23 protein-coding genes are annotated in these 25,600 nt (G+C 73.8%); 3 read left to right on the top strand and 20 right to left on the bottom strand.

Translation table 11 applies throughout. The features are described 5' to 3' along the window. Positions 1–65: 65 nt before the first annotated feature. The 5 genes from ACYVOO_RS15110 to ACYVOO_RS15090 form a co-directional block, all read right to left on the bottom strand. On the bottom strand, positions 66–989 hold the full coding sequence (locus ACYVOO_RS15110) for a methyltransferase family protein (protein ID WP_461016193.1): 924 nt from the start codon (positions 987–989) through the stop codon (positions 66–68). A 38-nt stretch (positions 990–1,027) separates the two neighbouring features. After that, positions 1,028–2,038 carry a 4'-phosphopantetheinyl transferase superfamily protein gene (locus tag ACYVOO_RS15105; protein ID WP_461016149.1) on the bottom strand — a complete coding sequence of 337 codons (1,011 nt, stop codon included), beginning with the start codon at positions 2,036–2,038 and terminating at the stop codon, positions 1,028–1,030. Then, positions 2,035–3,018: a class-II aminoacyl-tRNA synthetase family protein gene (locus tag ACYVOO_RS15100; protein WP_461016148.1), complete on the bottom strand. Its 984-nt coding sequence runs from the start codon at positions 3,016–3,018 to the stop codon at positions 2,035–2,037. Before ACYVOO_RS15100 ends, ACYVOO_RS15105 begins: the two co-directional genes overlap by 4 nt. Before the next feature lie 280 nt (positions 3,019–3,298). After that, positions 3,299–4,705: a PucR family transcriptional regulator gene (locus ACYVOO_RS15095; protein WP_461016147.1), complete on the bottom strand. Its 1,407-nt coding sequence runs from the start codon at positions 4,703–4,705 to the stop codon at positions 3,299–3,301. Between the two features lie 274 nt (positions 4,706–4,979). Beyond that, entirely contained in the window at positions 4,980–6,335 is a 1,356-nt protein-coding gene (locus ACYVOO_RS15090; RefSeq protein ID WP_461016146.1) for an FAD-dependent oxidoreductase, read from the bottom strand. Between the two features lie 423 nt (positions 6,336–6,758). Here ACYVOO_RS15090 and ACYVOO_RS15085 point away from each other — a divergent pair, with 423 nt between their 5' ends. Next, positions 6,759–7,175 (top strand): hypothetical protein, encoded by a 417-nt coding sequence (locus ACYVOO_RS15085; RefSeq protein ID WP_453347879.1) that lies wholly within the window; start codon positions 6,759–6,761, stop codon positions 7,173–7,175. Between the two features lie 24 nt (positions 7,176–7,199). On the opposite strand, the gene ACYVOO_RS15080 is transcribed toward ACYVOO_RS15085, so the two are convergent. The 7 genes from ACYVOO_RS15080 to fmt all read right to left on the bottom strand — a co-directional run bounded on the left by ACYVOO_RS15080 (position 7,200) and on the right by fmt (position 14,768). Then, positions 7,200–8,432: a cation:proton antiporter gene (locus ACYVOO_RS15080; RefSeq protein WP_461016145.1), complete on the bottom strand. Its 1,233-nt coding sequence runs from the start codon at positions 8,430–8,432 to the stop codon at positions 7,200–7,202. Between the two features lie 187 nt (positions 8,433–8,619). Beyond that, on the bottom strand, positions 8,620–9,096 hold the full coding sequence (locus tag ACYVOO_RS15075; protein ID WP_453347889.1) for a cation:proton antiporter regulatory subunit: 477 nt from the start codon (positions 9,094–9,096) through the stop codon (positions 8,620–8,622). Positions 9,097–9,302: 206 nt separating this feature from the next. Next, a complete protein-coding gene (locus tag ACYVOO_RS15070) occupies positions 9,303–10,319 on the bottom strand; it encodes a sugar-binding transcriptional regulator (RefSeq protein ID WP_461016144.1) in 1,017 nt (338 codons plus the stop codon). Between the two features lie 151 nt (positions 10,320–10,470). Next, on the bottom strand, positions 10,471–11,148 hold the full coding sequence (rpe, locus tag ACYVOO_RS15065; RefSeq protein ID WP_461016143.1) for a ribulose-phosphate 3-epimerase: 678 nt from the start codon (positions 11,146–11,148) through the stop codon (positions 10,471–10,473). Between the two features lie 438 nt (positions 11,149–11,586). After that, positions 11,587–12,009 carry an Hsp20/alpha crystallin family protein gene (locus tag ACYVOO_RS15060; protein WP_461016142.1) on the bottom strand — a complete coding sequence of 141 codons (423 nt, stop codon included), beginning with the start codon at positions 12,007–12,009 and terminating at the stop codon, positions 11,587–11,589. A gap of 225 nt (positions 12,010–12,234) precedes the next feature. Next, a complete protein-coding gene (locus tag ACYVOO_RS15055) occupies positions 12,235–13,653 on the bottom strand; it encodes an RsmB/NOP family class I SAM-dependent RNA methyltransferase (protein ID WP_461016141.1) in 1,419 nt (472 codons plus the stop codon). Between the two features lie 182 nt (positions 13,654–13,835). Further along, positions 13,836–14,768 carry a methionyl-tRNA formyltransferase gene (gene fmt / locus ACYVOO_RS15050; RefSeq protein ID WP_461016140.1) on the bottom strand — a complete coding sequence of 311 codons (933 nt, stop codon included), beginning with the start codon at positions 14,766–14,768 and terminating at the stop codon, positions 13,836–13,838. A 256-nt stretch (positions 14,769–15,024) separates the two neighbouring features. Between fmt and ACYVOO_RS15045 the strand changes: the two genes are divergently transcribed. Beyond that, positions 15,025–15,726: a hypothetical protein gene (locus ACYVOO_RS15045; protein WP_461016139.1), complete on the top strand. Its 702-nt coding sequence runs from the start codon at positions 15,025–15,027 to the stop codon at positions 15,724–15,726. 123 nt (positions 15,727–15,849) lie between these two features. On the opposite strand, the gene ACYVOO_RS15040 is transcribed toward ACYVOO_RS15045, so the two are convergent. Beyond that, positions 15,850–18,072: a primosomal protein N' gene (locus ACYVOO_RS15040; RefSeq protein ID WP_461016138.1), complete on the bottom strand. Its 2,223-nt coding sequence runs from the start codon at positions 18,070–18,072 to the stop codon at positions 15,850–15,852. Positions 18,073–18,171: 99 nt separating this feature from the next. Here ACYVOO_RS15040 and ACYVOO_RS15035 point away from each other — a divergent pair, with 99 nt between their 5' ends. Further along, entirely contained in the window at positions 18,172–18,624 is a 453-nt protein-coding gene (locus tag ACYVOO_RS15035; RefSeq protein ID WP_461016137.1) for an NUDIX hydrolase, read from the top strand. A gap of 146 nt (positions 18,625–18,770) precedes the next feature. Here ACYVOO_RS15035 and metK read toward each other — a convergent pair whose 3' ends face one another. From metK to ACYVOO_RS15000, 7 genes are all read right to left on the bottom strand, one after another. Continuing rightward, positions 18,771–19,982 carry a methionine adenosyltransferase gene (metK, locus tag ACYVOO_RS15030; RefSeq protein WP_453350838.1) on the bottom strand — a complete coding sequence of 404 codons (1,212 nt, stop codon included), beginning with the start codon at positions 19,980–19,982 and terminating at the stop codon, positions 18,771–18,773. A 381-nt stretch (positions 19,983–20,363) separates the two neighbouring features. Beyond that, positions 20,364–21,629, bottom strand: a complete 1,266-nt coding sequence (gene coaBC / locus ACYVOO_RS15025; protein ID WP_461016136.1) for a bifunctional phosphopantothenoylcysteine decarboxylase/phosphopantothenate--cysteine ligase CoaBC — start codon at positions 21,627–21,629, stop codon at positions 20,364–20,366. Positions 21,630–21,818: 189 nt separating this feature from the next. Further along, positions 21,819–22,103, bottom strand: a complete 285-nt coding sequence (rpoZ, locus tag ACYVOO_RS15020) for a DNA-directed RNA polymerase subunit omega (RefSeq protein WP_453350836.1) — start codon at positions 22,101–22,103, stop codon at positions 21,819–21,821. A gap of 84 nt (positions 22,104–22,187) precedes the next feature. After that, positions 22,188–22,784: a guanylate kinase gene (gmk, locus tag ACYVOO_RS15015; RefSeq protein ID WP_461016135.1), complete on the bottom strand. Its 597-nt coding sequence runs from the start codon at positions 22,782–22,784 to the stop codon at positions 22,188–22,190. Positions 22,785–22,868: 84 nt separating this feature from the next. Then, the gene (locus ACYVOO_RS15010; protein WP_453350834.1) at positions 22,869–23,192 is read right to left on the bottom strand and encodes an integration host factor; all 324 of its coding nucleotides are present in this window, start codon (positions 23,190–23,192) and stop codon (positions 22,869–22,871) included. 247 nt (positions 23,193–23,439) lie between these two features. After that, positions 23,440–24,417 (bottom strand): orotidine-5'-phosphate decarboxylase, encoded by a 978-nt coding sequence (pyrF, locus tag ACYVOO_RS15005; protein WP_461016134.1) that lies wholly within the window; start codon positions 24,415–24,417, stop codon positions 23,440–23,442. After that, positions 24,414–25,583, bottom strand: coding sequence for a quinone-dependent dihydroorotate dehydrogenase (locus tag ACYVOO_RS15000; RefSeq protein ID WP_461016133.1), 1,170 nt, complete (start codon positions 25,581–25,583; stop codon positions 24,414–24,416). The genes pyrF and ACYVOO_RS15000 overlap by 4 nt, the downstream gene beginning before the upstream one ends. Positions 25,584–25,600 lie beyond the last annotated feature (17 nt).

The raw sequence follows: 25,600 nt of genomic DNA, 5'->3' as shown, positions 1-25,600 counted from the left end.
CCTCCGGATTCGGGGCCCGGCCGGTCCGGTCGGTTCGGTCCGTGTGCGGTTCGGTCCGCGTCGGATTACCCCCGTGCCCGGCCCGGCCGCCGGATCCCGGCGCGTGGGAGCGCGGGGAGAAAGCGTCCGGTGCGGGCCATGTAGCGCCGGTACTCGGCCCCGTAACGCGGCGAACGGACCATGCGCCGCTCCTCGCGCGCCGCGCTGACGTGCAGCGCGACCCCTCCGTAGCAGAGCGCGGCGAGGGTCACCCCGTGCGGCAGCAGGGCGAGGGCCGCGAGGAGGGCCAGCAGGAAGGCGGCGTAGAGGGGGTGGCGCACGCGCGCGTAGGGGCCGTGCGTGACGAGCCGGTGGGGCGCCTCCCCGTCCCCCTCCCACGTGGAGCGGTGGTCGCCGTGGCTGCCGAGGACCCTGGCGATCAGGAAGACGGACGCCGCGCTCAGGGTCAGCGAGGCGCCGGTCAGCGGAGCCTGCCAGCCGACGGGGGTGAGGGGCCGCCACCCCAGCACGGCGGCGCCCGCGGCGAACAGCGGGGCCGCCAGAAGGGGCAGCGCCGTCAGCCACCAGCGTGCGGGGAGTTCGCCGTCGGGACGCGGAAGCAGCCCCGCGAGGAGCCTCGGGAGTGTGGCGATGAGCGCGAAGTTGAGCAGCAGCGGCCAGAGTGCGGGGTCCGAGGGACGTGTGGGGTGCGCCGGGCGCGCGGGGAGTACGGCGAGGTCGCGGCGGGCGACGGCGGCCGAGGGCCGCGTCCGCACCTCCCCTCCCGTCGCGTCGGCCCGGCCGCCCCGCGACGTCGGGGACGACGGGGACGACGGGGACGACGGGGAGGTGACGACGATCCGGTGCGCGGGGCCGTCGCCCACGCGACGGGCCCACCCGTCGGACGCGCCGTGCCCCTCCGGGGTGGCGGCGCGCGGGGCGAGCGCGGGGAGGACGAGCAGGGCCAGCGCCGCACCCGCGACGGCCAGCAGCGGCACGGCCCCCCACACCGCCAAGCCGGGCGCGTCGACCGGCCGCCACGGACGCCTCACGGCCGGCCCAGCAGCCGGGCCAGGTCGCCGAGCGTGGTCACCTCGCGCAGCCGGGCGTGCGCCCGCACATCATCGCCCTCCTCTTCGAGGTCCACCGCCATCTCGACCAGCAGGAAGCTCTCGGCGGCCAGTTCGCGCAGGGTGGTCGCGGGCGTGAGCCGTTCGACGGGCAGGGACAGCGTCGCGCCGACGCGCGCGGCGACCTCGTCGAACGTGACGGAGGGCGGCGGCGGAGAGGGCGCGGGCGCCGACGGCTCCGGGACGCCCCCTTCATCGTCCCCGGACCCGGCTCCGGACCCGGACCCGGAGCGCCGGTGAAAGGCCGCGGCCACCGTCAGCCAGGTGTCACCGCAGTGCCCCGTGGCGTAGCCGAAGACGGCACCGCCCTCGCCCTCCGCCTCACCGCCGCTCCGCCCCGCCCGCCCCTGCCGCGCCGCCGCGTTCGCGGGGAGGTAGTCGGCGAGCGTGGTGCGCGCGTTGGCGGGGTCGGCCTTGAGCAGGGCCTCCTTGACCGTCCACAGCCGCGCCAGTTCGTCGGCCCGCTCCGTCTCCGGAAGCCCCGCGAGCCAGTCGCGCTCGCGGTCGCCGAGGAAGAAGCGGCCCGCGTCGGGCCGCACGGTCCGTGCCCGTACGGCGTCGGCCCCGGCCTCGGCGTCGACGCCGACGTCCACGCCGACCCCGGCCAGCGCGGGCCCGGCGTACGCCGCCGCTGCCGCCGCCGCTGCGCCCCTGGTGTGGGACAGCGAGAGCCACGGGTGCGGGAAGGCGTATCCGGCCGTGTCGGCCGGTTCGCCGAGCATGCCGAGGAGCAGCCGCAGCGCGAACCGCGAGATCAGCCACTGGCGCTGCCGCTCCTCGCCGGACAGCGCCCGGACGGTGGCGCGTTCGCGGCGGGTCAGCGTCCGCTCGGGCAGCCGGGCACGGGTCAGCACGGTCAGCACCCGCGCGTCGCGCCCCGAAGGACGCCCCGCCACGGGGCCCTCCGCGCGTCCGGTCACGGCGCTCACGCCGCACCGCCCCGCGTCCACGCGCCGTCGCGCACCCGCACGGCCGCGTCCTCCAACTGGGGCCAGGAGGCGGGGTCCGTGCCGTGCCTGTCGACGACGGCCAGCAGCCACCGCTCGACGCCGAAGGCCGTGCAGGCGCTGTGGGCCGGGCGGTCGCCGCGCGTGATGCCGAAGGCGGTGCCGAAGTGGTCGTGGTGCCGGTTCGCCGAGGCGAGGGCGAGGCCGCCGTCTCCGTCACCGTCGTCGCCGCCGTAGAGCGCCTCCCGCTTGACGGGCTGTACGCGCTGGAAGACGCCGCGCGGGTCACGGCCGGGCCGGAAGACCGGGTCGGTCGCCCGGCGCCAGCGCAGCGGCACCTGCACCAGCGCGCCGAACCGGTCCACGACCGCGCGGCCACGCTCCAGGAAGGACGCGGTCTCCCTGCCCGTACCGACGCAGACGATCTCCCGCATGGTGAAGCTGCTCATGCGGCGCAGCGGCGCGTAGCTCCCCTCGTTCCTGAAGCAGGTGTTACGGGTCGTCAGATACAGGGCGCGCTCCAGCCGTGCGCCCTGGTGGCGGACGTAGAGGTGGTAGCAGGCCGAGGGGGTCAGCACACGCTCGGGCGGGGCGAGTTCGGCGCCGACGACGCGGCCACTGGCGTCCACGCCCGGCCCGTCGACGAACCGGTTGAGGCTGTGCTCGTCGGGGCGCAGTCCGGTGGCGAGGACGGCGTGGTGCGGGAACGCGCGCAGGTACCCGGCCCGTTCGGCGCTCTCGGCGGGCAGCGCCGCCGGGTGCCGCTCCTCCTCCGCGCCCCAGATCGCGGCGAGCCGCAGGAAGGCGCGGTCGCAGTCCTCTGCGAGGCGCAGCAGGGGCCCGCTCAGCGCCGCCTGGCCGGAGGCGTGCCAGGTCAGTCCCGCGCGGGCCAGTGCCTCCACGGTCACCCCGCACGCGCCGCCAGCGTCGTTCACCCCGCCCACGCCGTTCGCCCCGTTCACCGCGGCTCCCCCGCCCGCGCGCCGCCGCCCGCTCCGGACACGTCGTGGACGGACACGTCGTGGACGGACGCTCGGGGAACGGGTAAGTCGTGCGCGTACGAGTCGACGTATGCAGCCGTCACTACAGCACTCCCCTGGCCCGCTGCCGCGGTCCGTGGTCTCGTGATCCCCCGGTACCGGGTCTCGTGTGGTCCCGTTGGCCCCCCGCTCGGCCCCCGCGCTCAGCCTCACACCGCGCCACCTGCCGATCCATGACCGGCTGCTGCGGATTCCGCCGCGCTCACTGTGCGCCGCGCACACCGCTCGGGCCGGCTCCCGACGGCAAGGTACGCAGCGCGACGAGGGTCATCTGGCAGGCCAGTTGGTGGCGCTCGTCGTCGAGCGAGCCGCCGGTCAGCTCCTCGACGCGGCGCAGCCGGTTGAGGACGGTGTTGCGGTGGCAGTGGAGCTGGTGCGCGGCCTTGGAGGCGGAACGGCCGCTGCGGAACCAGGCGTCGAGGGTGTCCAGCAACAGCTCCCTGCCCTGGCGGTCGCACTCCAGGAGCCGTCGGAACGTGTGCTTCGCCAGGCGCCGCGCGACGTACGGGCTGGTCACCACGAGTGCCTCCAGCAGCCGGTCGTCGAAGACGGCGACACCGGTCGCGCCGGGCGCGGCCAGCGTCTGGAGAGCCGTCTCCGCGTAGTGGTGCGCCGTCGCCACCTCGGCGAGGGTCCCGACCTCGGCCGAGACGCCGACGCGGCGCGTGTCCGCTGCCGCGAGCCAGTCGGTGAGCCGCCGCAGCGGGGTACGGCCCAGCTCCAGCACGCCGATCTCGCGGTCGGCCCGCACGCGCCACGCGGCCCGTACCGCCCCGGCGGGGACGGCGCGGCCGAGCGGATGCGCGGGCCGCTCACCGGCCCCAGGGCCCTGGCTCTGGCCCGGTCCGTGGCCCGACCCCGACCCCGATCCGGATCCCGGTCCTGATCCCAGCCCCGGGAACGGGCCAAGACCCGGCCGTCGGGGCGCGACGATCACCACGAACCGGCCCTGCCGGGGGAAGCCGAGCACGACCTGGGCCTCGGCGGCCACGGACGGCTCGGCGCCGCGCCCGTCGATGAGGCGGTCGAGGAGCGCGTTGCGCCGCTCCGCCGTGCGCCAGGCGGGGTTGCCTGTACGGGCTGCGCGGTGCCCCTCGATGAGGGCGTGGGAGTAGCCGTCGAGCGCCTCCCAGACGGGGCCGCTCTCGTCGATGAGCCGCTGCACCGTGTCGGGCGGCCCGGAGCGCGCCTGGTCGAACAGCCGCTGCCACAGCACCTGGGTGGCGAGCCGGTGCGTGTGCAGCAGGGACTCGACGGTCACTCCCTTGCGGGCCCGGCAGTGCCCCCACTCCTCGGGGGCCGTGACGGCGTCGTCCCCCAGGGGCGGCATGCCCGCGAGCATCCGGAGGAAGGCGAGGACGTTCTCGCGCAGCGAGCGCCGGAACTCGGCCTCGGTGTCCTTTTCCAGGACCAGTTCCTGACGGTCGACGATCAGTTCCATGAGCTGGTCGATCAGCTGCGGAAGCTGCTCGATCAGCGACTCGGCGAGCGCGGGCACGACCACCAGATGCCCGCTGTTCCCGCTGTTCCCGTTCCGCCCGCTCCTCCTCCCCGCTCCGTTCTCCTCGCGGCGCGCGCGTTCCCCCGGTGGCGGCAGTGCCCCTGACATGCGAAACCCCTTCTCGTCGGGCAGCGCGGAAACCGTCAGCGGTTGACCGCTGAACGGGTATCCGACTGGGTGGTCGGTCACCGCAACCCCGTTGTCACGCACGCTAGGAGTAATCCGAAGAAGACGCAGAGTGTTCACCATTGGTGTGACGATCGCCACGAACAGCTAAAGGTTCTTCACAATCCTCGCCATATCTTCATCACTGACGACACACGTCAACCCCGCCCGGACGCGGGACTGTCGGGCCCCGCGCCGGTCCCGGGAAGGCCCCCGCTCAGCGGCGCCGTCTCCCGCGCGCCGCCGCCTCCGGGCCACGCAGCACCCGGGCCGCCATGCGCGGCGCGAACAGCGCCGAGGGCGGGTCGAGCAGCATCGTCACCCGCAGCAGGCCCGCCGCCACCACGGGGTCGTGGTGGGCGACCCGGCGCAGCCGCAGCATGTAGCCGCTCGCCAGCCGGGCGCTCCGCGCCCGCTTGCCCTCGGCCCCCGGCAGCGTGAGATCGGCCTCCGCCGCGAACCGCCACGGGGTGTCCAGCACCTTGGCCGCGGCGCGGTAATAACGTCGCGGCAGCTCCTCCTGGCCGCCCTCCCGCAGACACCGCTCCAGGGCCTGGGCCTCCAGCACGGCGACGGTCATGCCCTGCCCGTACACGGGGTTGAAGCTGCACACCGAGTCCCCGACGGCGACCAGCCCGTCGGGCAGCGCCGTCAGCTTCTCGTACCACCGCCGCACGCCGTCGGGGAAGCGGTAGGCGAACCCGTCGTCCAGTGGCTCGGCCCTGCTCAGCGCCGCCTCGACACGCGGCGGCACGAAGGTGCGGGCAAAGGCCCTGAACTCCGCCAGATCCGTGGGCGGATGGTCGCCCTGCACCCCGGAGAGGGTCAGCAGCCAGCGGTCGCCCTCCTGGAGCATCCCGGCCAGACCACGGGTGGGGTGCCCCGGCACGGAGGCGACGAGGAGCACCCTGTCGGAGCCGAGCGCGTCCTCGGGCATGCGGAAGAGGCGGCTGGTGTAGCCCAGATCGACCTTGACGCGTCGCTCCGACGGGCGCGCGTACCCCAGTTCCGCCAGCCACGCGGCACTGCGCCCCGCACGTCCGAGCGCGTCCACGACCAGCTCGCCGCGCACCACTTCCCCGCTCGTGCCATCCTCGGCCGTCGACGGGCGCCCGCGAGCCCGTATCCGTACGCCGGTGACACGCGAGCCCTCGGCGGTCAGCCCGGTCGCGTCGTACCCCTCGATGATCTTCACCTGGCCGAGCGCGGCCACCCGTTCGCGTACCACCGACTCCAGCAGCGGTCTGGACGCCTGCACCATGCGCGCCCCGATGTCCCCGCGCGCCAGCTCGCCCCCGGCGAGGTTGTACGACGCCTCGGTCAGCAGCGTGCTCACCGGGGCGCCCAGGCTCTCCAGTTCGCCGGTGAGGCCGGGGAAGAGCACGTCGATCGCCTCCCCTCCGCGCGCGAGCAGCGCGTGCACGTGCCGCCCCTGCGGCACCCCGCGACGCGGCACCGCCTCACCCGGCAGCCGGTCCCGCTCCACCACTGTCACCCGGTCGAAGTGCCACGCCAGCGCCCTGGCCGCCAGCAGACCGCTGATTCCGGCTCCGAGCACGATCGCGTGCCCCATCCGTTCACCCCGCTTTCCCCTCGGGCCGCCGCGCCGGACCGTCCGGCCGGTCCGGTCCAGCCCCGCGGGCCTGGGCCCGGCCCCCACTCACTCACCGCACCCCCACTCTCCGCACCCCCGTGAATTGCGCAAGGACCGGGCTCGGCCGACGCCCCTTTCCAGCCGCGCGGCACACCCCGGCGGCACCGGCGCCAGGGCGCACGAGCGGCGGCGGCACTGGGCGCGACAGCGCTGCCCCATGGCGGGAAAACAGGGGGAAACGTGACGGAGCCATGGGGGAACCATGGGGAACAGTTGAGGAGAGTTCGCCGTCCTCCGGCCGTTGACCCAGGTGGGGGCATGGCGTGGGGCGCTCGTGCGAACCCGCGCGCGGTTCACGCGCGCCTCGTGCCGTTCCGGAAGAGGATCGGCTAGCGATGGGGCATGAGCGATCTTCTGGACGCCCTGGAGAACCAGGCATTTCTGACCGACGCCCTGGAGGAGCACTTCGGACGTCCGCGCGGCTGGCCGCTCAGGATCAGGGCGGCCTGCGCCCAGTTGCGCAGCCTCCACCACCTCATGGGCGAGGCCGACTACGCCGCGTTCCTGGACTGCGTCGTCCGCGCCCTCGACCACCAGCGGGAGCCCTTCGCCGAGTTCCCCTCCCGCCCGTACAGCACGTGCCTGGCGCAGGCGCTCAAGGAGCGCTACGGCGAACGGGTGCCGGAGACCGCCGAGGTCGCCTGGCACACCGTGCTGGGGCTGTGCAGCCTGCTCGGCGACGAGGACTTCGACCGCGTCATGCTCGCCGCCGCGTGCGCCAAGGCGGGCGGCGAGGCCAGGGAGCACGCGCTCTCCTGACGTCCCGTCACCCGGCGCGCCGCGTCAGCTCGACAGCGGCTGTTCCGCCGTCTCGGCAGTGGCCGTCGGCGCCTTGGCCGCGGGGCCCGCGGGCGGTGTGCGGCCCAGCAGGCGGCGCGCCCCCTCCACGGCGGGAGCCGTCCAACGGGCGGCGAGCGGGCCCGCGATCACGAGCAGCAGGACGTACGCCGTCGCGAGCGGGCCGATGCGGGGTTCGACGCTGACCGCGAGTCCCGCGATGACGATGGAGAACTCGCCGCGCGCCACCAGCGCCCCGCCGGCGCGCAGCCGTCCGCGCGGGCTGATCCCGGCGCGCCTGGCCGCGTACCAGCCGGTGAAGACCTTGGTGCAGATGGTCACGACGGCCAGCAGCAGCGCGGGGAACAGCACGGGCGGGATGTCCGACGGGACCGTCGAGAGCCCGAAGAAGACGAAGAAGATCGCGGCGAAGAGGTCGCGCAGCGGGGTCAGCAGGGCGCGGGCGTTCTCGGCCGTCTCGCCGGAGAGCGCGATGCCGACGAGGAACGCGCCGACGGCGGCCGAGACCTGGAGCTTCTGAGCTATCCCCGCGACCAGCAGCGTGAGCCCGAGCACGACGAGGAGCAGCATCTCGGGGGTGTCGGAGCTGACGGCCTTGCTGATGGCCCGGCCGTGCCGGAGCGCGGCGTAGAGGACGAGGCCGACGGTGCCCAGGGCGATGATCAGCGTGACGCTGCCGCCCGCGAACCCGACCCCGGCGAGCAGCGCGGTCAGCAGTGGAAGGTAGACGGCCATGGAGAGGTCCTCCATGACCAGCACGCCGAGGATGACCGGGGTCTCCTTGTTGCCGAGGCGGCCGAGTTCGGTGAGGACCTTCGCGATGACGCCGGACGAGGAGATCCAGGTGACGCCCGCGAGCGCGACGATCGCCGCAGGACCCCAGCCGAGCAGGAACCCGGCGACGGCACCCGGGGTGGCGTTGAGCAGGAAGTCGACGATGCCGGAGGGGTACTGGGTCTTGAGGCTGGTCACCAGCTCGGACGCCGTGTACTCCAGACCGAGCAGCAGCAGGAGCAGCAGCACCCCTATCTCGGACCCCACCTCGATGAACTCCTCGGTGGAGGTCAGCGGGAAGAAGCCGCCCTGCCCGAACGCGAGCCCGCCCAGCAGGTAGAGGGGGATCGGGGACATACCGATGCGCCCGGCGAAGCGGCCGACGAGGCCCAGGCCGAGGATCACGGCCCCCAGCTCGATCAGGAGGACGGTGGTGTCGTGCACGTGCTGGACCTGCCCCTTCTTTGCCCTTGTCTCGTTCGCCCGGTCCCGGCCCCGCTCCCGCTCCCGGACCGCCCGAAGCCCCCCGGCCTCTCTGTGCTGTTTCCGCCTTACGCGTCCTTGCCCTGGATGCTCGTCTCAGTCGCCCGTCTCAGTCGCCCGTTTCAGGTGCCTGTCCCAGACGCCCGTCTCAGGTGCCCGAGATGATGCGGGTCAGCTCGTCCACGCCCTCACGGGTGCCGACCGTGACCAGCGCGTCCCCCGCCTCCAGCCGGAAGTCCGGGCCCGGCGAGGGGATCGGACCCGTGCGGCGCAGCACGGCGACGATGGAGGCGCCGGTGAGCGTGCGGGCGCGGGTGTCGCCCAGCGGACGGCCGCGGTACGGGGACTGTTTGGTGAGCGGGATCCGCTCGGTGACCAGGTCCAGATCCAGGTCGCCCGTGCCGAGCCTGGGCCCCTCCGCCGGTTCCAGGAGGTCGGCCAGCGAGGCCGCCTCGTCCGGGTCGAGGGGTACGGTGGCCTGGCAGGCGTCGGGGTCCTCGGGGTTGAAGAACCCGATGAAGCGGCGTCCGTCCTGGTGGGCGACGACAGAGATATGGCGGCCTGCGCGTGTGGCGATGTCGTACTGCGTGCCGACTCCCGGCAGCGGGGTGCGCTGCGTGGTCATGGCTGCCTCGGCCTCCTCGGACGTGTGCGCGGACGAGCCGTCTCTCGCGGACACGGCCAAGGAGGATCTTAACGCTTCCTTTATTCGAACGAGAGAGCGTCCCACCACCCGGAACGGTGCGTATGCCGACGCCTCAGGACGCGCCCCCGTACGGCTCCGTGAGGCTCCGTCCCCCGCTGGGTCGGACTGGGCCGGTCCGAACCGGATCACGCGCCGTCCGGGTCGGCCCTCTCCAGCGCGGGCCTCGGCCCCGGGCCCATCTCCGTCAGCAGGAAGTCCGCCGCGGCCGTGTCCGTGACGAGGCTGGTGACGAGCCCCGAGCGCAGCACAGCGCCGACCGCCGCCGCCTTGCGGTGGCCGCCAGCGATGGCGACGACCTCGGGGATGCGCCGCAGCCGCTCCGCCTCGACGGTGATGCAGCGCTCGCCGAGATCGCGGCCGATGCGGCGGCCGTGCGCGTCGAAGAGGTGCGCCGACATCTCGGCGGCGACGCCCAGCGAGGAGTAGTGCGCGCGCTCCTCGTCGCTGAGCATGTCGTGCACCGTCGAGATGCCCGGCTCCCACGAGCCGATGGAGACCGCGGCGACGGTGACCTTGTCGAAGTACTCGAAGGCGCGGGCGATGCCGGTCTGGCTGCGCAGCGCGGTGGCCGTCGACGGGTCGGGCAGCAGCATGGGCGCGTAGATGGGGTGCGCCTCTCCCCCGGCGACCTCGGCCGCCCTGCGCACGGCCTCGACGGAGCCTCGGTCGGCCGTGCCCGCGTCGTAGACACCGGTGAGCTGGACGACGGTGCACGGCGGCAACTGCCGCAGCGCGGTGGCCATGTGGATGGTGGAGCGCCCCCAGGCGAGGCCGAGGACATCGCCCTCGGTGACCAGTTCGCCGAGGAGGTCGGCCGCGACCTCGCCCAGGTTCTCCGGGTCGGCGCCGTCGTCGGCTGACTCGGAGGAAGCGGGCTCGTTCACGGTCCCCGAGGGGGACTCGACCACGACCACGTGCCGCAGCCCGTAGCGGGCGCGGAGCGCGTCGGAGCGCTCGGCGTCAAGCTCTGCCGGAACCCGGATCTCGATCCGGACCAGGTCCCGCTCAAGGGCCGTCTCCAGCACCCTCGCCACCTTGAAGCGGCTCACCCCGAACTCGTCGGCGATCTGGATCTTGGACTTGCCCTCGAGGTAGAAGCGACGGGCCATCGCCGCCGCCTGCATGAGCTCGGCGGGCCCCATACGTGTGGTCCGACCCGACGACACCGCACTCACCTCACTGTCCTGCTGTATGTGCGCAATAGCGCTGGGCGTTCATCCTTGCAGATCCGGCGTGACCTTGATCCCACTTGTGCACGGTGCACCGATGCGGGCGCGCGCACGCCGGGGGTACTCAGTGGGAGCACGAGGCCCGGCCAGCGGCCTCCTCGGCCTGGGTGCGCAGTGCGCGCACGGCGGCCGAGGGGTCGTCGGTGCCGTAGACGGCGGAACCCGCGACGAACACGTCGGCGCCCGCCTCCGCGCACCGCTCGATGGTGGAGGCGGAGACTCCGCCGTCGACCTGGAGCCACATCTCCAGACCGTGCTTGTCGATGAGCTGCCGCGTCCTGCGGATCTTCGGCAGCATGATGTCGAGGAACGCCTGCCCGCCGAAGCCCGGCTCCACCGTCATCACGAGCAGCATGTCCAGCTCGGGCAGCAGGTCCTCGTAGGGCTCGACGGGTGTGGCGGGCTTGAGCGCCATCGAGGCGCGGGCGCCCTTGGCCCTGATCTCGCGGGCCGTGCGGACGGGCGCGGCGGCGGCCTCGGCGTGGAAGGTCACGGAACCGGCCCCGGCCTCCACATACTGCGGGGCCCAGCTGTCCGGGTCCTCGATCATCAGGTGGCAGTCGAGGGGGATGTCCGTCGCCCTGCTCAGCGACTCCACGACCGGGACCCCGAGCGTGAGGTTCGGGACGAAGTGCTGGTCCATCACGTCGACGTGGAGCCAGTCGGCGCCCTCGACGGCCTTGGCCTCGTCGGCGAGACGGGCGAAGTCCGCGGAAAGGATGCTGGGATTGATCAGAGCCATACGTTACACCTATCACAAAACCGCAGGTCAGAGGCGTTGAGCGGCCTCCGTATCAGCAAGCGGCCAGCACCGTTCCGAGGGCGGCCTCAGCAGCCGACGGGGGAGCGTGTCCGCGCATGGGACCGCTCCCGGAAAAGCGCGACCCTGCCCAGCCAACCATAGGCCCCCGGTTCACCGGTCCCGATCATGCGCGGCGGACGGTACGGGGCGAAGGTCGCCCCTCTCCGCGTCTCCCCCGCCGCCGTCAACGACCTTACGGGGAGCGGGACTTGGGGGCGGCAGAGGGGGCAGCCCCGGGGTCCGGGCCGGGCCGGACAGCGAAGCGGCCCGCGGCGGGGCCGCGGGCCGGAGGGAGAGACGGGGGCGGGGGCGGGGGCGGGCTTCGGCCGGGGGCCGGACAGGGCCGGGCCGTGGCGCGAACCGGCGCCGGTGAAGCGCTCAGCCCGCGATCTGCCGTGCCTCCCCGCCTCCACTGATCTGGATCTTGCGGGGCTTGGCCTGCTCGGCGACCGGGACGCGCACGGTGAGCACACCCGCGTCGTAGGAGGCGCTGATCCGGTCGGTGTCCAGGGTGTCCCCGAGGAAGATCTGCCTGCTGTAGCGCCCCGTCGGACGCTCGGCGGCGATCTGCTCGGCGCCCTCGGGCGCCGGGGAGCGGCGCTCGGCGCGGACGGTCAGCACGTTCCGCTCGACATCCAGGTCCACGGACTCGGGGTCGACGCCCGGCAGATCGAGGTGGACCACGACCTCGTCGCCATGACGGTAGGCGTCCATCGGCATCCCGACGGGACGCGCGGCGGTCCCGAAGACCTGCCCGGCCAGCCTGTCGAGGTCACGGAACGGGTCGGTACGCATGAGCATCACGGTCATCTCCTTCCGCGAGCGAATATCCGGCCGGAGACGGGCCGTCCCCGGCGCTGCGATGCCCTACACCCATGTATATAGCTCACCACCATGAAACTTGACAAGTAGCGGCTCAACTTCGATGTCTGCGCAGGTCAGAGCGGTGCTACGAGGCTCGCCTGGGAGGCTTCATGGGGCAGCCGGGGCCTTTCGGCCCGCACTCCGGCCGTGCTCGGACCGCGCTCAGCCCGTGCGGCGCAGCAGCGCCAGGTACATCGCGTCCGTGCCGTGCAGATGCGGCCAGAGCTGGACGTCGGGGCCCTCGCCGAGCGCGGGGATGCCGGGCATGAGGGGCCGCGCGTCGAGCAGTTCCGCTTCGCTCTCCTTGAGCAGGTCGTCGACCACGGCGCGGGTCTCGGCCAGGTGCGGCGAGCAGGTCGCGTAGCCGACGATCCCGCCCACGCGCACCGAACGCAGCGCCTGCCGCAGCAGGTCGCGCTGGAGCGGAGCGAAGCCCTCCAGGTCCTCGGGGCGACGGCGCCAGCGGGCCTCGGGGCGGCGGCGCAGCGCGCCGAGCCCCGTGCACGGCACGTCGACCAGCACCCGGTCGAAGGCGCCGGGGCGCCAGGGCGGACGGGTGCCGTCGGCGGTCACGACCTCGTAGGGGCCCGGGTTCCCTTCGAGCGCGCGGGCCACGAGCCCCGCGCGGTGCGGCTGCTTCTCCGCTGCCAGCAGCGCGGCCCCGCGCCCGGCCGCCAGCGCGCCCAGCAGCGCCGCCTTGCCGCCGGGCCCGGCACAGGCGTCGAGCCACAGCCGGTCCCCGCCCTCCAGCGGCGCGTTCGCGAGTGCGATCGCCACGAGCTGGCTGCCCTCGTCCTGCACACCGGCGCGCCCCTCGCGTACGGCCTGGAGCGCGCCGGGCTCCCCGCCCTCGGCGAGCCGCACGGCGTACGGCGACCAGCGGCCCGGCAGCGCCTCGCCCTCGACCCGCTCGTCGTCCAGCAGCTCCTGGGCCGTGGAGCGCCCCGGGCGCGCGACGAGGGTGACCTCGGGCCGCTCGTTGTCGGCTTCGAGCAGGTCCTCCATGCCCGCGCGCCCGCCGCCGAGCGAGTCCCACAGCGCCGAGACGACCCAGCGCGGGTGCGCGTGCCGGATGCCCAGGTGCTCCTCGGCGTCCTCGTCGTACGGGGGCGCGACGCGGTCCAGCCAGCCGTCGAGGTCGTCGGCGGCGATCTTGCGGAGCACCGCGTTGACGAATTTCGCCCGCCCGTCCCCCAGCACGACGCGCGCCAGCTCGACGGTCGCGCTCACGCCCGCGTGCTGCGGGATGCGGGTGCTGAGGAGCTGGTGCGCGCCCAGCGACAGCACGTCGAGCACGGGCGGGTCCACGTCGCGCAGCGGCCTGTCGACGCACTCGGAGATGATCGCGTCGTATGTGCCCTGCCTGCGCAGCGTCCCGTAGACCAGCTCGGTGGCGAGCGCGGCGTCCCGGGTGTCCAGCTCGCCCGCCTCACGGGCCTTGCGCAGCAGCGGTGGCAGCACGAGGTTGGCGTAAGCGTCCCGCTCGTCGACGGCCCGCAGCGCCTCGAAGGCGAGGATGCGTACGGGGTCCCGCTTGGGGCGGCGGTAGGGCTTGGCGGGGCGGCGTGGCCGATTGCTCACGGGTGAAGGTGCTCCGGTGCGGTGATGACGAGGGCGGGGGCGAGCGGCTGTGGTGACCGCGCTCTTCAGCCTACGCCGCACGCCCGGGGGCACGGCCAACGGCCCGCGCGCCGACCAGCCGCGCATCGTCCTCCGCGCGCCGGTCACCGGCCCTCAGCGGGACGTCCGTCGCCACGGACCGGCTACGCGTCGAGGCGTTCCGCGTCCGTGACCCGTACCCCACGGGCCCAGTCCGCGGCCTTCATCGGCTTCTTGCCCTGCGGCTGCACCCACTCCAGCTCCACCGCGTGCGAACCCGTGCCCGCGTGCACGGAGTTCTTGCCCACGGCCAGCTCGCCCGGCGCCAGACCGGTCCGCTCGGGGGCGAGCGCGGCGGACCGCACCTTGAGCCGTTCGCCCCGGAACACCGTCCACGCGCCGGGGGCCGGTGTGCAGGCGCGAACGACCCGGTCCACGCGCAGCGCGGGCGCCGACCAGTCGACGCGCGCGTCGTCCACGGTGATCTTCGGCGCGAGGGAGACGCCCTCGGCGGGCTGCAGCACGGCCTGGAGCGTGCCGTCCTCGATGCCGTCCATCGTGGCGGCGAGCAGCCCCGAGCCCGCGAAGGCGAGCCGGGTCAGCAGGTCGCCGCTGGTGTCGGTGGGGCGTACCTCTTCGGTGATCACGCCGTAGACGGGGCCCGAGTCGAGCCCCTCCTCGATCTGGAACGTGCTCGCGCCCGTCATCTCGTCCCCCGCGAGCAGCGAGTGCTGCACGGGCGCGGCGCCGCGCCAGGCGGGGAGGAGCGAGAAGTGGAGGTTGACCCAGCCGTGCGCGGGGACGTCGAGGGCGACGCGCGGCAGCAGCGCTCCGTAGGCGACGACGGGGCAGCAGTCGGGGGCGATCTCGCGGAGCCGGGCGAGGAAGTCCTCGTCGCGGGGCTTCGCGGGCTTGAGCACCTCGATGCCCTCCTCGGCGGCCCGCTGGGCGATCGGGCTGGGAACCAGGTGCCGCCCACGGCCCGCGCGCGCGTCGGGCCGCGTCACGACGGCCGCGACCTCGTGCCGCTCCGAGGCGAGCAGGGCGTCGAGAGCGGGGACGGCGACCTCGGGGGTGCCTGCGAAGACGAGCCTCATCGGTGGCGAACTACCTCTCACGGACGGCGGGTGCGTGTGCGTGTGCGCATGGGCGAGCGCGAAGAGCGCCCAGTCTACGGTCCGTCACGGGCCGTCGCCCGAGGGGGCGTACGGGGCACCGCGCGCCCCGCATCCTTCCGCCCACGCCCCCTCAGCGTGACCAGAGCGACCGTTATGGCGTTGGTCAAGGGAGATTGACCGAAACGGGCCGCTTAGCGGTCCCATCCTTTTACACGCCGGTTCGAGAGGCTTGTTCATGGCCGACCACGCAACCCACGACGCCCAGGCGAGGGCCAGCCTGCATCTCCTGGTACGGGACATCGAGCGGGTCCGCCGGCAGGTGGACGCGCTGCGTACCCTCACCGCCCAGCTCGGCAATGTCTACCGTCCACGGCGCAGCGGCCCGTCCACGGGCTTCGTCGTCTACGGCAGGGCACCCGCGCCCACCGTGCGGCTGGCACAGGAACTGCGCGACAGCGTGGAGACGCTGGTCACCGCTGCGGTGGACTTCGACCGCTCGCTGGGTTTCTCGTGGGACGCGGTGGGTTCGGCGCTCGGCGTCACCAAGCAGGCGGTGCACCGCCGTTACGGCTCGCGGCGCGGCACCGTGCGCGAGGCCGTACGGGACAGCGCGGACGCCTCGGCCGCCGCCTCCGCAGCCTCGGCAGCCTCCGGCCCGCCGCACGAGGCGGCGAGCGCGCAGGGCGCTCCTCGGCCCGCCGTCCAGGTCCCCGCCGCCCGCTCCATGCCGGGCTCTGTGACGGGTTCAGTGAACGGCGCCGTGACGGGTTCCGTCCCGGGCCAGCAGCCCGCACCCACGACGCCCACGATCCCCTCGCCGACCGTCCCCCCGTCGTCGCAGCCCCAGCCCCATCCCCCCGCGCAGCCCTCGCCACCGCCGCGCGCGCATGCCCAGGACCACCGCCCGGGGGCCTTCCCCGGCCCCCGCAACGGCTGACCCCTCCGCGGCCGTTGCCCCACCGCCCGGTGTGCCCCGGCACGCCGGGCGGTGGCGTGTCCGCAGGACGAGCCGCCCCTCGTACGGTGCCGGGCCTGGCCCCTCAGCCGATGTCCGGCGGCCTCAGCCGATGTCCGGCGGATCGACGCGGATGTGGACGGCCGGGCCCTCGCGACGCGTGAGCCGCGCGACCTGCGCCGTCTTCAGCGCGGAGGCCAGCGCGGCGCCAGAGCCCGGGGGCACCCTGACCAGCGCGCGCTCCCACTGCTCGCCCGCGGGCGGGTCCCCGGGGCGCCGCGGACGCCCTGGCGCGGTGACCGGCAGGGGCACGGGGCCCAGCACCTCGGCCTCACGCGGCAGGGCCGCCTGGCCCAGCAGCTCGGCCACCGCCTCACCGGGCCCGCTGACCGCCGCCATCCGCGAGACGGGCGGGAAGCCCAGCTCGGCGCGCTCCGCCAGCTCGCGCACCGCGAACCCGGCGGGGTCCCAGCGCACCAGCGCCTGTACGGGGCGCAGCGTGGGCTCGGCGACGATCATCACGCTGCCGCCCTTGCCTGCCTTGCCGCCCGCGCCGCCCCTGCCCCCTTCGCCCCCGCCCCCGGTCCCGGCCCCGGCGTCCGGCCCCCGCACGAGCGCCGCCGCGCTCAGCCAGCGGCGCAGCGCTTCCTCGCCCGCGCGCAGGTCGGGGCGGCCCAGCAGTGCCCAGCCGTCGAGGAGCAGCGCCGCCGCGTATCCGGGTCCCTCGGGCACGGGCTCGGCGCCGGGGGTGGAGACGACGAGCGCGGGGCGGTCCGGGACCGTGTCGAGTATGTGATCGCGTCCCGACGTACGCACCGGGACGGCCGGGAACGCGCGGCCCAGCTCCTCCGCCGTACGGCGTGCGCCGAAGACCTGCCCGCGCAGCCGCACGCCCCCGCACTCGGCGCAGTGCCAGTCGGGCGCGGTGCGGGCGCACCAGCCGCAGCGCAGGCCGTCCCCCGCCGCGGCCGACTCCCCCGTCTCGACCGCCTCCAGCGGGCCCGCGCAGTGCGCGCAGCGCGCGGGCTCGCGGCACCGCTCGCAGGCGAGGCGGGGCACATAGCCGCGGCGCGGGACCTGGACGAGGACGGGGCCGGTCTCCAGCGCCTCGCGGGCCGTGTCCCAGGCGACGCTGGGCAGCCGCGCGGAGCGGGCAGCGGCGTCCCGGGATTCGTCGCGATCGCCGATGGTGCGGATGGCGGGGGCCGTGGCGCGCACCGTCTCGCGGTCGGCCGCGAGGGGCCCGGCCCAGCCCGTCTCGACCAGTTGGGCGGCCTCCACCGTGCAGCCGTGCGCGCCGAGCAGGAAGCCCGCGTGCTCGGTGACGGCGCGCTGCAACAGCACCTCGCGGGCGTGGGGCTGCGGGGCGTGGTCGTCGCTGTGGCTGGAGTCTCCGTCGTCCCAGATCGCGACCAGGCCCAGGTCCCGTACCGGCGCGAACATCGCGGCCCGGGTGCCGATCACCGCACGCACCACGCCTCTGCTGACGGCCAGCCAGCGCCCGTACCGCTGCTCGGGGCCCGAATCGGCGGTGAGCAGCACGTGGTGGCCGGTGCCGAGGAGGGCGGTGAGGGCTGCGTCGACGCGGGCGGCCGTGCGCCCGTCGGGCAGGACGGCGACGGCGCCACGCCCCGAGGCGAGGGTGGCGGCCACGGCGCGGGCCAGTTCGTCGGGCCAGCCGGGTCCTGGCAGCGCGGTCCACACGGCGCGGGGCGCGCCGCCCTCGGCCAGTGCCCTGACATAGGCGGCGCCCTGCGCGTAGCGCTCCCAGCCGCCGGGGGCCGGGGGCGCCGGGCGGGGCCGCGGTTCGGGCGAGGGGCGCTTCTCGGCGCGGGCCATGCGGGGCGGGACGGCGAGCTGGAGGACGTCGGCGAGCGATCCGGCGTAGCGGTCGGCGACCGCGCGGCACAGGCGCAGCAGTTCGGGCGAGAGGACGGGTTCGGGCGAGAGCACCTGCGCGATCGGCGCGAGCGCGCCGGGGAAATCGCTCTCCTCGCACCGCTCGACGATGAACCCGTTGATCAGCCGCCCCCCTTCGCGGCGGCCCTCCTTCTCGCCCGCGCCGAAGCGCACACGGACCCGGACGCCGGGCTGGGCTTCGGCGTCGAGCGCCGCGGGGACGGCGTAGTCGAAATAGCGGTCCAGGTGGACCAGGCCCTTGTCCACGAGCACCCGCGCCACGGGGCGGCTCTCCGCGAGCGCGGCGCCCCGCCAGGTGCGCGGCTTCGCCTTGGGCTGCTTGCGCTTGCGCACGGTCTCCCGAATCAGCGCGAGCTGCTCGGGCGGCTCCGCCGCCGGAGTCCCGTCCCGCTCGTCGTCGCTGCTCACAGCCTCAGTCTTAGCAGACCCCACCGACAACGGGCCCCGCGCCCACCGGTCCGGAGCGCGGGTCCGACGGCCCTGGTGGCCACGAAGGACAATGCCGGGATGACCCCACCCAGAATCCGTGTCGCCGCGTATGTGATCCGTCAGCGTGCCGTCCCCGAACTCCTGGTGTTCGACCACGTAGGCATGCCGGAGGCGGGAACCCAGATTCCCGCGGGAGGAGTCCAGCCGGGCGAGGAGCTGGAGGAAGCGGTCCTGCGGGAGGTCGCGGAGGAAACCGGTCTGCTGACGGCGACGGCGAGGGCGGCGAGGCTGATCGCCGTGGAGGACAGGCCGCACCCTCACACGGCACAGCCACGACGGACCAGCTTCTTCTCCCTCCAGGCGCCCGCTGACGCTCCCGGGGCGTGGGAGCACCGCGTCCACGGCGAGGGCGACGACGCCGGGCTCACCTTCGCCTGCCGGTTTCTGCCCCTCCCCCTCAAAGAGCCGCTGGCCGACGGCCAGGACGCCTGGCTGGGCCGCGTCGATCCCCGCTGGGGCACCGGCCGCTGAGGGGTCCAGGGCGCGGGCACGCGAAGGCCCGGCCGTCCTCCCCCGTCGCCAGCAGTCGACGGGTGGAGGCGCGGCCGGGCCCTCTCGGCGGTGCGCGTCAGCGCCGCGGTGGAGAGGCGCGGCTGCTGAGGTCCGGGCTCAGGCCGTCAGGCCAGGCCCGTCGCCTTGCGGAGCGCGTCGACGCGGTCCGTCCGCTCCCAGGTGAAGTCCGGCAGCGCGCGGCCGAAGTGGCCGTACGCCGCGGTCTGGGCGTAGATCGGGCGGAGCAGGTCGAGGTCGCGGATGATCGCGGCCGGGCGGAGGTCGAAGACCTCGCTGATGGCCTGCTCGATCTTCTCCACGTCGACGGTCGCCGTGCCGAAGGTCTCCACGAAGAGACCGACCGGCTCGGCCTTGCCGATCGCGTACGCGACCTGGACCTCGCAGCGGGAGGCCAGGCCCGCGGCGACGACGTTCTTGGCGACCCAGCGCATCGCGTACGCGGCGGAGCGGTCGACCTTGGACGGGTCCTTGCCGGAGAAGGCGCCGCCGCCGTGGCGGGCCATGCCGCCGTAGGTGTCGATGATGATCTTGCGGCCGGTCAGGCCCGCGTCACCCATCGGACCGCCGACCTCGAAGCGCCCTGTCGGGTTGACCAGGAGGCGGTAGCCCTCGGTCTCCAGCTTGATGCCCTCGTCGACGAGGCGCTTCAGCTCCGGCTCCACCACGAACTCGCGGATGTCCGGTGCGAGCAGCGAGTCGAGGTCGATGTCGGCCGCGTGCTGCGAGGAGACCACGACGGTGTCGAGACGGACGGCCTTGTCGCCGTTGTACTCGATGGTGACCTGCGTCTTGCCGTCCGGGCGCAGGTAGGGGATGGTCCCGTTCTTGCGGACCTCCGAGAGCCGCTCCGAGAGCCGGTGCGCCAGGGTGATCGGCAGCGGCATGTACTCGGCGGTCTCGTCGCAGGCGTAGCCGAACATCAGGCCCTGGTCGCCCGCGCCCTGCTTGTCCAGCTCGTCCTCATCGCCCTCGACGCGCTTCTCGTAAGCCGTGTCGACACCCTGCGCGATGTCGGGGGACTGGGCGCCGATGGACTCGGAGACGCCGCAGGAGGCGCCGTCGAAGCCCTTCTTCGAGGAGTCGTAACCGATCTCCAGGATCTTGTTGCGCACGAGCGTCGAAATGGGCGCGTACGCCTTGGTGGTCACCTCTCCGGCCACGTGCACCAGGCCGGTGGTGATCAGCGTCTCGACGGCGACCCGAGAGTGCGGGTCCTCCTTGAGGAGCGCGTCGAGAATCGTGTCGCTGACCTGGTCAGCGATCTTGTCAGGGTGACCCTCGGTCACAGATTCCGAGGTGAACAAGCGGCGGGACACATCGCTCCCTGTGGTTGCAGCGGCTGCTGGCTGAACATGGGCGGACCGGTCGGGGGCTGCGCCCAAGCACGGTCCGCCGCCAAGTTTATCCATCTCCACCCGCATCCAATCACGGAGTCCCGAACTCCGACACGACTCCGACCTGCGATTCCAGGATGCGAGACCCCTTGACCCCCTCCCGGTGGTCCGGCCCACATGGGCATATGTCGTGGCGTGTCGGGTGCCGGACGCACCGACGAAACGGCGGGACAGCGACATACGGAGAGGCTTATTCCGGCCACCCGGAGGGGCGGGTTCCGCCCCCTTGCGCAACGGCGGGGCGACGGGATCGGCACCGGGTCTCCACACCCTGCGCCCGTGAGCCGCCCGGTCAGCACCCCGTCACGCCAGACGCCCCGCCACCAGGTCCCAGACCGTGTCGGCGAGCGCCTCCTTCGGACCGTGCGGAACCGCCGTCTCGCTGCCGTCAGCGCCGAGGACCACCGCCTCGTTCTCCGTCGAGCCGAAAGTCTTGCGCTCCCCCACCTCGTTGACGACCAGCAGGTCACAGCCCTTGCGGGCCAGCTTGGCGCGGCCGTTCGCCAGGACGTCGTCGGTCTCGGCGGCGAAGCCGACCACCACCTGCCCCGGACGGCTCCGGGCGGCGGAGATCTCGGCCAGGACGTCCGGGTTGCGCACGAGCGCGACCGGCTCGGGCTCAGCGCCGTCCTTCTTCTTGATCTTGCCCTGCGCGTAAGCGGCGGGCCGGAAGTCGGCCACGGCCGCCGCCATGACGACCGCGTCCGCGTCCGTCGCCGCCTTGACCACGGCCTCCCTGAGCTGGACGGCCGTCCCGACGGGCACGACGTCGACACCGGCCGGAGGCGGCAGCTCGCTGTTCGCGGCGACGAGGGTCACCCGGGCGCCGCGCGCCGCCGCCGTACGGGCCAGCGCGTAGCCCTGCCTGCCGGAGGAGCGGTTGCCGAGGAAGCGCACGGGGTCCAGCGGCTCGCGGGTGCCGCCCGCGCTGACCACGACGTGGCGGCCCGCGAGGTCGGCCGCGGGCGCCTCGGGGCCACGGGCCAGCACGCGGCGGCACAGCTCGAAGATCTCGGCCGGGTCGGGGAAGCGCCCCTTTCCGGTGTCGACGCCGGTCAGCCGCCCGACGGCTGGCTCGATGACGACCGCGCCGCGGCGGCGCAGCGTGGCCACGTTCTCCTGCGTCGCGGGGTGCTCCCACATCTCGGTGTGCATCGCGGGCGCGAAGAGGACCGGACATCGCGCGGTCAGGAGCGTGTTGGTGAGCAGGTCGTCGGCGAGGCCGTGCGCCGCCTTGGCCAGCACGTCGGCGGTCGCGGGCGCGACGACGACGAGGTCGGCCGCCTGCCCGATGCGCACGTGCGGCACCTCGTGGACCGACTCCCACACCTCCGTGGACACCGGGCTGCCCGAGAGCGCCGACCAGGTGGCCTCGCCCACGAAGTGCAGGGCCGACTCGGTGGGCACGACGCGTACGTCGTGGCCGCTCTCCGTCAGCCGTCGCAGCAGCTCGCACGCCTTGTACGCGGCGATGCCGCCGCTCACCCCCAGGACGACCCGGGGCCTGCCCCGCTCGCCCCGCTCACCCTGTCCGCTCTGCTCGTCCTGCCGGTGCCGGCGCTGGTCCATCGCTCGCCTCTCCCCACACACGGTGCGTCCACGACGGCACCCGGAGCTTCCGTCACGCGTACGTCACACGCCGTACGCCGTATGTGCGCGCCGCGCGGCCCGCGCATACCTGGCCTGCCTTACTCCCACATCACACACCACGGGCCCGGCAGCCGCGCTGCCGGGCCCGTGGTGAAAGGCTGCCGTCTCTTACTGGAGCGCGCCGGCCGGCGGGGCGTCGATCGCCTCGGAGGTCAGCAGGCCCGCGTTGATCTCGCGCAGCGCGATCGAGAGCGGCTTCTCGTGGACGTGGGTGTCCACCAGCGGGCCCACGTACTCGAGCAGCCCTTCACCGAGCTGCGAGTAGTACGCGTTGATCTGACGCGCGCGCTTGGCGGCGTAGATCACCAGGCTGTACTTCGAGTCGGTGGCTTCGAGCAGCTCATCAATCGGCGGGTTGATGATGCCCTCGGGCGTGGTGATGGAAGAGGACACGCTCTGCCTTCCGGAGAATGGGTGGAGATCGTCAAAGGCTGATCGGTGGAGTGTGGAGTCAGCGGAGCACAGGCACACTAGTGATCAGTCGATACGCATCAAGGCTAGCAGTTCGGCGCTGACGCCCTCGACCGAGGTGTTGACCAGGGTCGTATCGAACTCGGACTCGGCCGCCAGCTCCGTACGGGCCGCCTCCAGGCGCCGCTCGATGACCTCGGGGGGTTCGGTGCCGCGCCCCGTGAGGCGGCGGACCAGCTCCTCCCAGGAGGGCGGGGCCAGGAAGACGAGCTGCGCCTCGGGCATGGCCTCCTTGACGAGGCGGGCGCCCTGGAGATCGATTTCCAGGAGCACGGGCTCACCGCGCTCCAGATGCTCCAGGACGGCCTGCCGGGGTGTGCCGTAGCGGTTGCCCGCGAATTCGGCCCACTCCAGCAGCTCGCCGTTGGCGATCAGCTTGTCGAACTCCTCGTCGTCCACGAAGAAGTACTGCACCCCGTGGACCTCGCGGGGCCGCGGGGTGCGGGTCGTGGCGGAGACGGAGAGCCATACCTCGGGGTGCGCCTTGCGCATATGCGCGACGACCGTGCTCTTGCCGACCCCGGAAGGGCCGGAGAGCACGGTCAGCCGCGGTGTGCCAACCGGGGGTTCCGGGGTCGCCCCCCGGGAGACTGCGGTACTCATGCAGCGATTATCCCGGTTCTCAGCAGTGCCTTGCCACCATGGAAGCCGCGGACGGGAAGCCCACGGGCATCACACGGGGGCGGATCAGGCGTTGGCGCTGCCGAACTCGCGCTCCAGTGCGGCGATCTGGTTGGAGCCGAGCCCGCGCACGCGACGGCTTTCGGAGATCCCGAGACGCTCCATGATCTGCTTGGCGCGGACCTTGCCCACGCCGGGCAGCGACTCGAGGAGAGCGGAGACCTTCATCTTGCCGATGACGTCGTTCTCCTGGCCCTGCTTGATGACCTCGTGGAGGGAAGCGCCGGAGTGCTTCAGCCTGTTCTTGACCTCGGCGCGCTCCCGGCGAGCCGCGGCGGCCTTCTCGAGCGCGGCTGCGCGCTGTTCAGGGGTAAGGGGCGGAAGAGCCACGCCTACGTCACCTCGGATGTCGAACTGTCGGATATGGATCGGTGAGGAACCTAGTAGCCCCGCACCTGCGGAGCAACGAGCCACGCGTCCCCTCGGTCCGTCGGACCTGGGGAGACCCCAGGGTTCGCGGTGCTCTCGACGGAGACTAGCGGCCACAGGCGCCAGAGTCAGCGAGAACAGACGAAAAGTCCTGGTCAGACTCCGTGGACAGCGACATTTCCGGACAAACAGGCGCGGTTTTTCTGGGTCAGTTCACGGCCGCGCGCACTTCCTCGACAAAACGGCGGGCGGAATCTCGCATTCCACCAATGTCGGGGCCGTGCTTCAGTACGCCCCGGCTCACGCTCGGCACGACATCGCGCACCACGCCGCCGAACACGCCCGGAAGATCGGCGGGGGTCGCGCCCTGGGCGCCGATGCCGGGGGCGAGGAGCGGGCCGTTGATCGCGAGGTCGATCCCCAGCTCCCCCGGCGTCCCGCCGAGGGTGGCGCCGACGACGGCCCCGAAGGAGCCCATCGGCTCCGCGCCCGCGTTCTCGGCCGCCAGATGCCGCAGCACCGTCGCGGCGACGCTGTGCGCCTCTGAGCCGGTTCTGTGGGCTGCTCCGGTGCCTGGGGCCGCTCCGGTTCCCCCCGCTCCCCCGGCCGCCCCGGCCGCGTCGAGCGCCGTCGCGCCGCGCACCGCGTGCTGGACCTCGGCGCCCTCCGGGTTCGAGGTCAGCGCGAGCACGAAGAGCCCGCACCCGTTGCGCCGCGCCAGTTCGACGGCGGGGCGCAGGGAACCGAAGCCGAGGTACGGGCTCACCGTCAGCGCGTCGGAGAAGAGCGGCGAGGACGGGTCGAGGAAGGCGTCGGCGTAGGCGGCCATGGTGGAGCCGATGTCGCCGCGCTTGGCGTCCATGATCACCACCGCGCCCGCGTCCCTGGCCTCGGCCACGGCCTTCTCCAGCACGGCGATGCCGCGCGAGCCGAAGCGCTCGAAGAAGGCGGACTGCGGCTTGAGCACCGCTGTGCGGTCAGCGAGCGCCTCGACGGTGAGCCGGGTGAAGCGCTCCAAGCCGTGGATGTCGTCGGCCAGGTCCCAGTCGGCCAGCAGCGAGGGGTGCGGGTCGATGCCCACGCAGAGGGGGCCGCGCGCGTCCATGGCGCGGCGCAGCCGGGCGCCGAAGGGCTCCGCGAGCGGTGTACGGGTGTCTGTGGCGGTCTGTGCGTCGGATGCGGTCACGCTGCGGTGCTCCTCTTCTCCGGGCGGTCCGGGCCCTCCGGGTGGTCCGGGTGGGCCCCGTCCTCCGCCGTGCGGGTCTCCGCGCCGACGGCCTCCGCGAGGGTGGCGTACGGGCTGGCCCTCAGGCGCTCGGCCAGCCCCCGGTGGACGGTGCGGGCCCACAGCGGCCCCTCGTAGACGAACGCGCTGTACCCCTGCACGAGCGTGGCACCGGCGAGGATGCGCCGCCAGGCGTCCTCGGCCGTCGTGACGCCGCCCACGCCGATGAGCGTGACGCGGTCGCCGACCCGCGCGTACAGGCGCCGCAGCACCTGGAGGGAGCGGTCCTTGACGGGGGCTCCGGAGAGGCCGCCGGTCTCGGCGACCAGCGCGGGGTCGGAGGTGAGGCCGAGCCCGTCGCGGGCGATGGTGGTGTTCGTGGCGATGATGCCGTCCAGGCCCAGCTCGACGGCCAGGTCGGCGACGGCGTCCACGTCCTCGTCCGCGAGATCCGGCGCGATCTTGACCAGCAGGGGGACGCGGCGGCCCGTGACCGTGCGGTCCGCTGCCTCGCGCACGGCGGTCAGCAGGGGCCGCAGGTGGTCGACGGCCTGGAGGTTGCGCAGCCCCGGTGTGTTCGGCGAGGAGACGTTGACCACGAGGTAGTCCGCGTGCTCGGCGAGGCGCTCGGTGGAGGTGACGTAGTCGCCGATCGCCTCCTCCTCGGGGACGATCTTCGTCTTGCCGATGTTGACGCCGACGGTCGCCTTGAAGACCGCCTCACGGGCCGCGAGGCGCTCCGCGACGGCGGCCGAGCCCTCGTTGTTGAAGCCCATCCGGTTGATGAGGGCGCGGTCGGGGACGAGGCGGAAGAGCCGCTTCTTGGGGTTGCCCGGCTGGGGGTGCGCGGTGACGGTGCCGATCTCGACGTGGTCGAAGCCGAGCATCGTCAGACCGTCGACGGCGACCGCGTTCTTGTCGAAGCCCGCGGCGAGCCCGAAGGGGCCGTGCATACGGCGGCCGAGCGCCTCGACGCGCAGCTCCTTGCGGCGGGGTGCGAGGAACGCCGCCAGGAAGGTGCGCAGCACGGGGACGCGTGCGGCGAGGCGGATCCAGGCGAAGGCCAGGTGGTGGGCCTTCTCCGGGTCCATCCGCCGGAAGAGGGTGCGGAACAGGAGGGAGTACATGCGTGGCCTTCGCGAAC

This window comes from Streptomyces daliensis, assembly GCF_054782395.1.
This window is presented reverse-complemented; position numbering and strand designations above follow the sequence as displayed.

What these genes read in the sequence shown, in the direction of transcription:
- ACYVOO_RS15090 (WP_461016146.1), bottom strand. Translation starts at nt 6,335, where the DNA reads ATGGGGCACGCGATCGTGCTCGGAGCCGGAATCAGCGGTCTGCTGGCG.
- ACYVOO_RS15000 (WP_461016133.1), bottom strand. Translation starts at nt 25,583, where the DNA reads ATGTACTCCCTCCTGTTCCGCACCCTCTTCCGGCGGATGGACCCGGAG.
- ACYVOO_RS15095 (WP_461016147.1), bottom strand. Translation starts at nt 4,705, where the DNA reads ATGTCAGGGGCACTGCCGCCACCGGGGGAACGCGCGCGCCGCGAGGAG.
- ACYVOO_RS15070 (WP_461016144.1), bottom strand. Translation starts at nt 10,319, where the DNA reads ATGGGGCCCGCCGAGCTCATGCAGGCGGCGGCGATGGCCCGTCGCTTC.
- ACYVOO_RS15035 (WP_461016137.1), top strand. Translation starts at nt 18,172, where the DNA reads ATGACCCCACCCAGAATCCGTGTCGCCGCGTATGTGATCCGTCAGCGT.
- rpe (WP_461016143.1), bottom strand. Translation starts at nt 11,148, where the DNA reads ATGGCTCTGATCAATCCCAGCATCCTTTCCGCGGACTTCGCCCGTCTC.
- ACYVOO_RS15075 (WP_453347889.1), bottom strand. Translation starts at nt 9,096, where the DNA reads ATGACCACGCAGCGCACCCCGCTGCCGGGAGTCGGCACGCAGTACGAC.
- fmt (WP_461016140.1), bottom strand. Translation starts at nt 14,768, where the DNA reads ATGAGGCTCGTCTTCGCAGGCACCCCCGAGGTCGCCGTCCCCGCTCTC.
- gmk (WP_461016135.1), bottom strand. Translation starts at nt 22,784, where the DNA reads ATGAGTACCGCAGTCTCCCGGGGGGCGACCCCGGAACCCCCGGTTGGC.
- ACYVOO_RS15060 (WP_461016142.1), bottom strand. Translation starts at nt 12,009, where the DNA reads ATGCTCATGCGTACCGACCCGTTCCGTGACCTCGACAGGCTGGCCGGG.
- ACYVOO_RS15085 (WP_453347879.1), top strand. Translation starts at nt 6,759, where the DNA reads ATGAGCGATCTTCTGGACGCCCTGGAGAACCAGGCATTTCTGACCGAC.
- ACYVOO_RS15045 (WP_461016139.1), top strand. Translation starts at nt 15,025, where the DNA reads ATGGCCGACCACGCAACCCACGACGCCCAGGCGAGGGCCAGCCTGCAT.
- coaBC (WP_461016136.1), bottom strand. Translation starts at nt 21,629, where the DNA reads ATGGACCAGCGCCGGCACCGGCAGGACGAGCAGAGCGGACAGGGTGAG.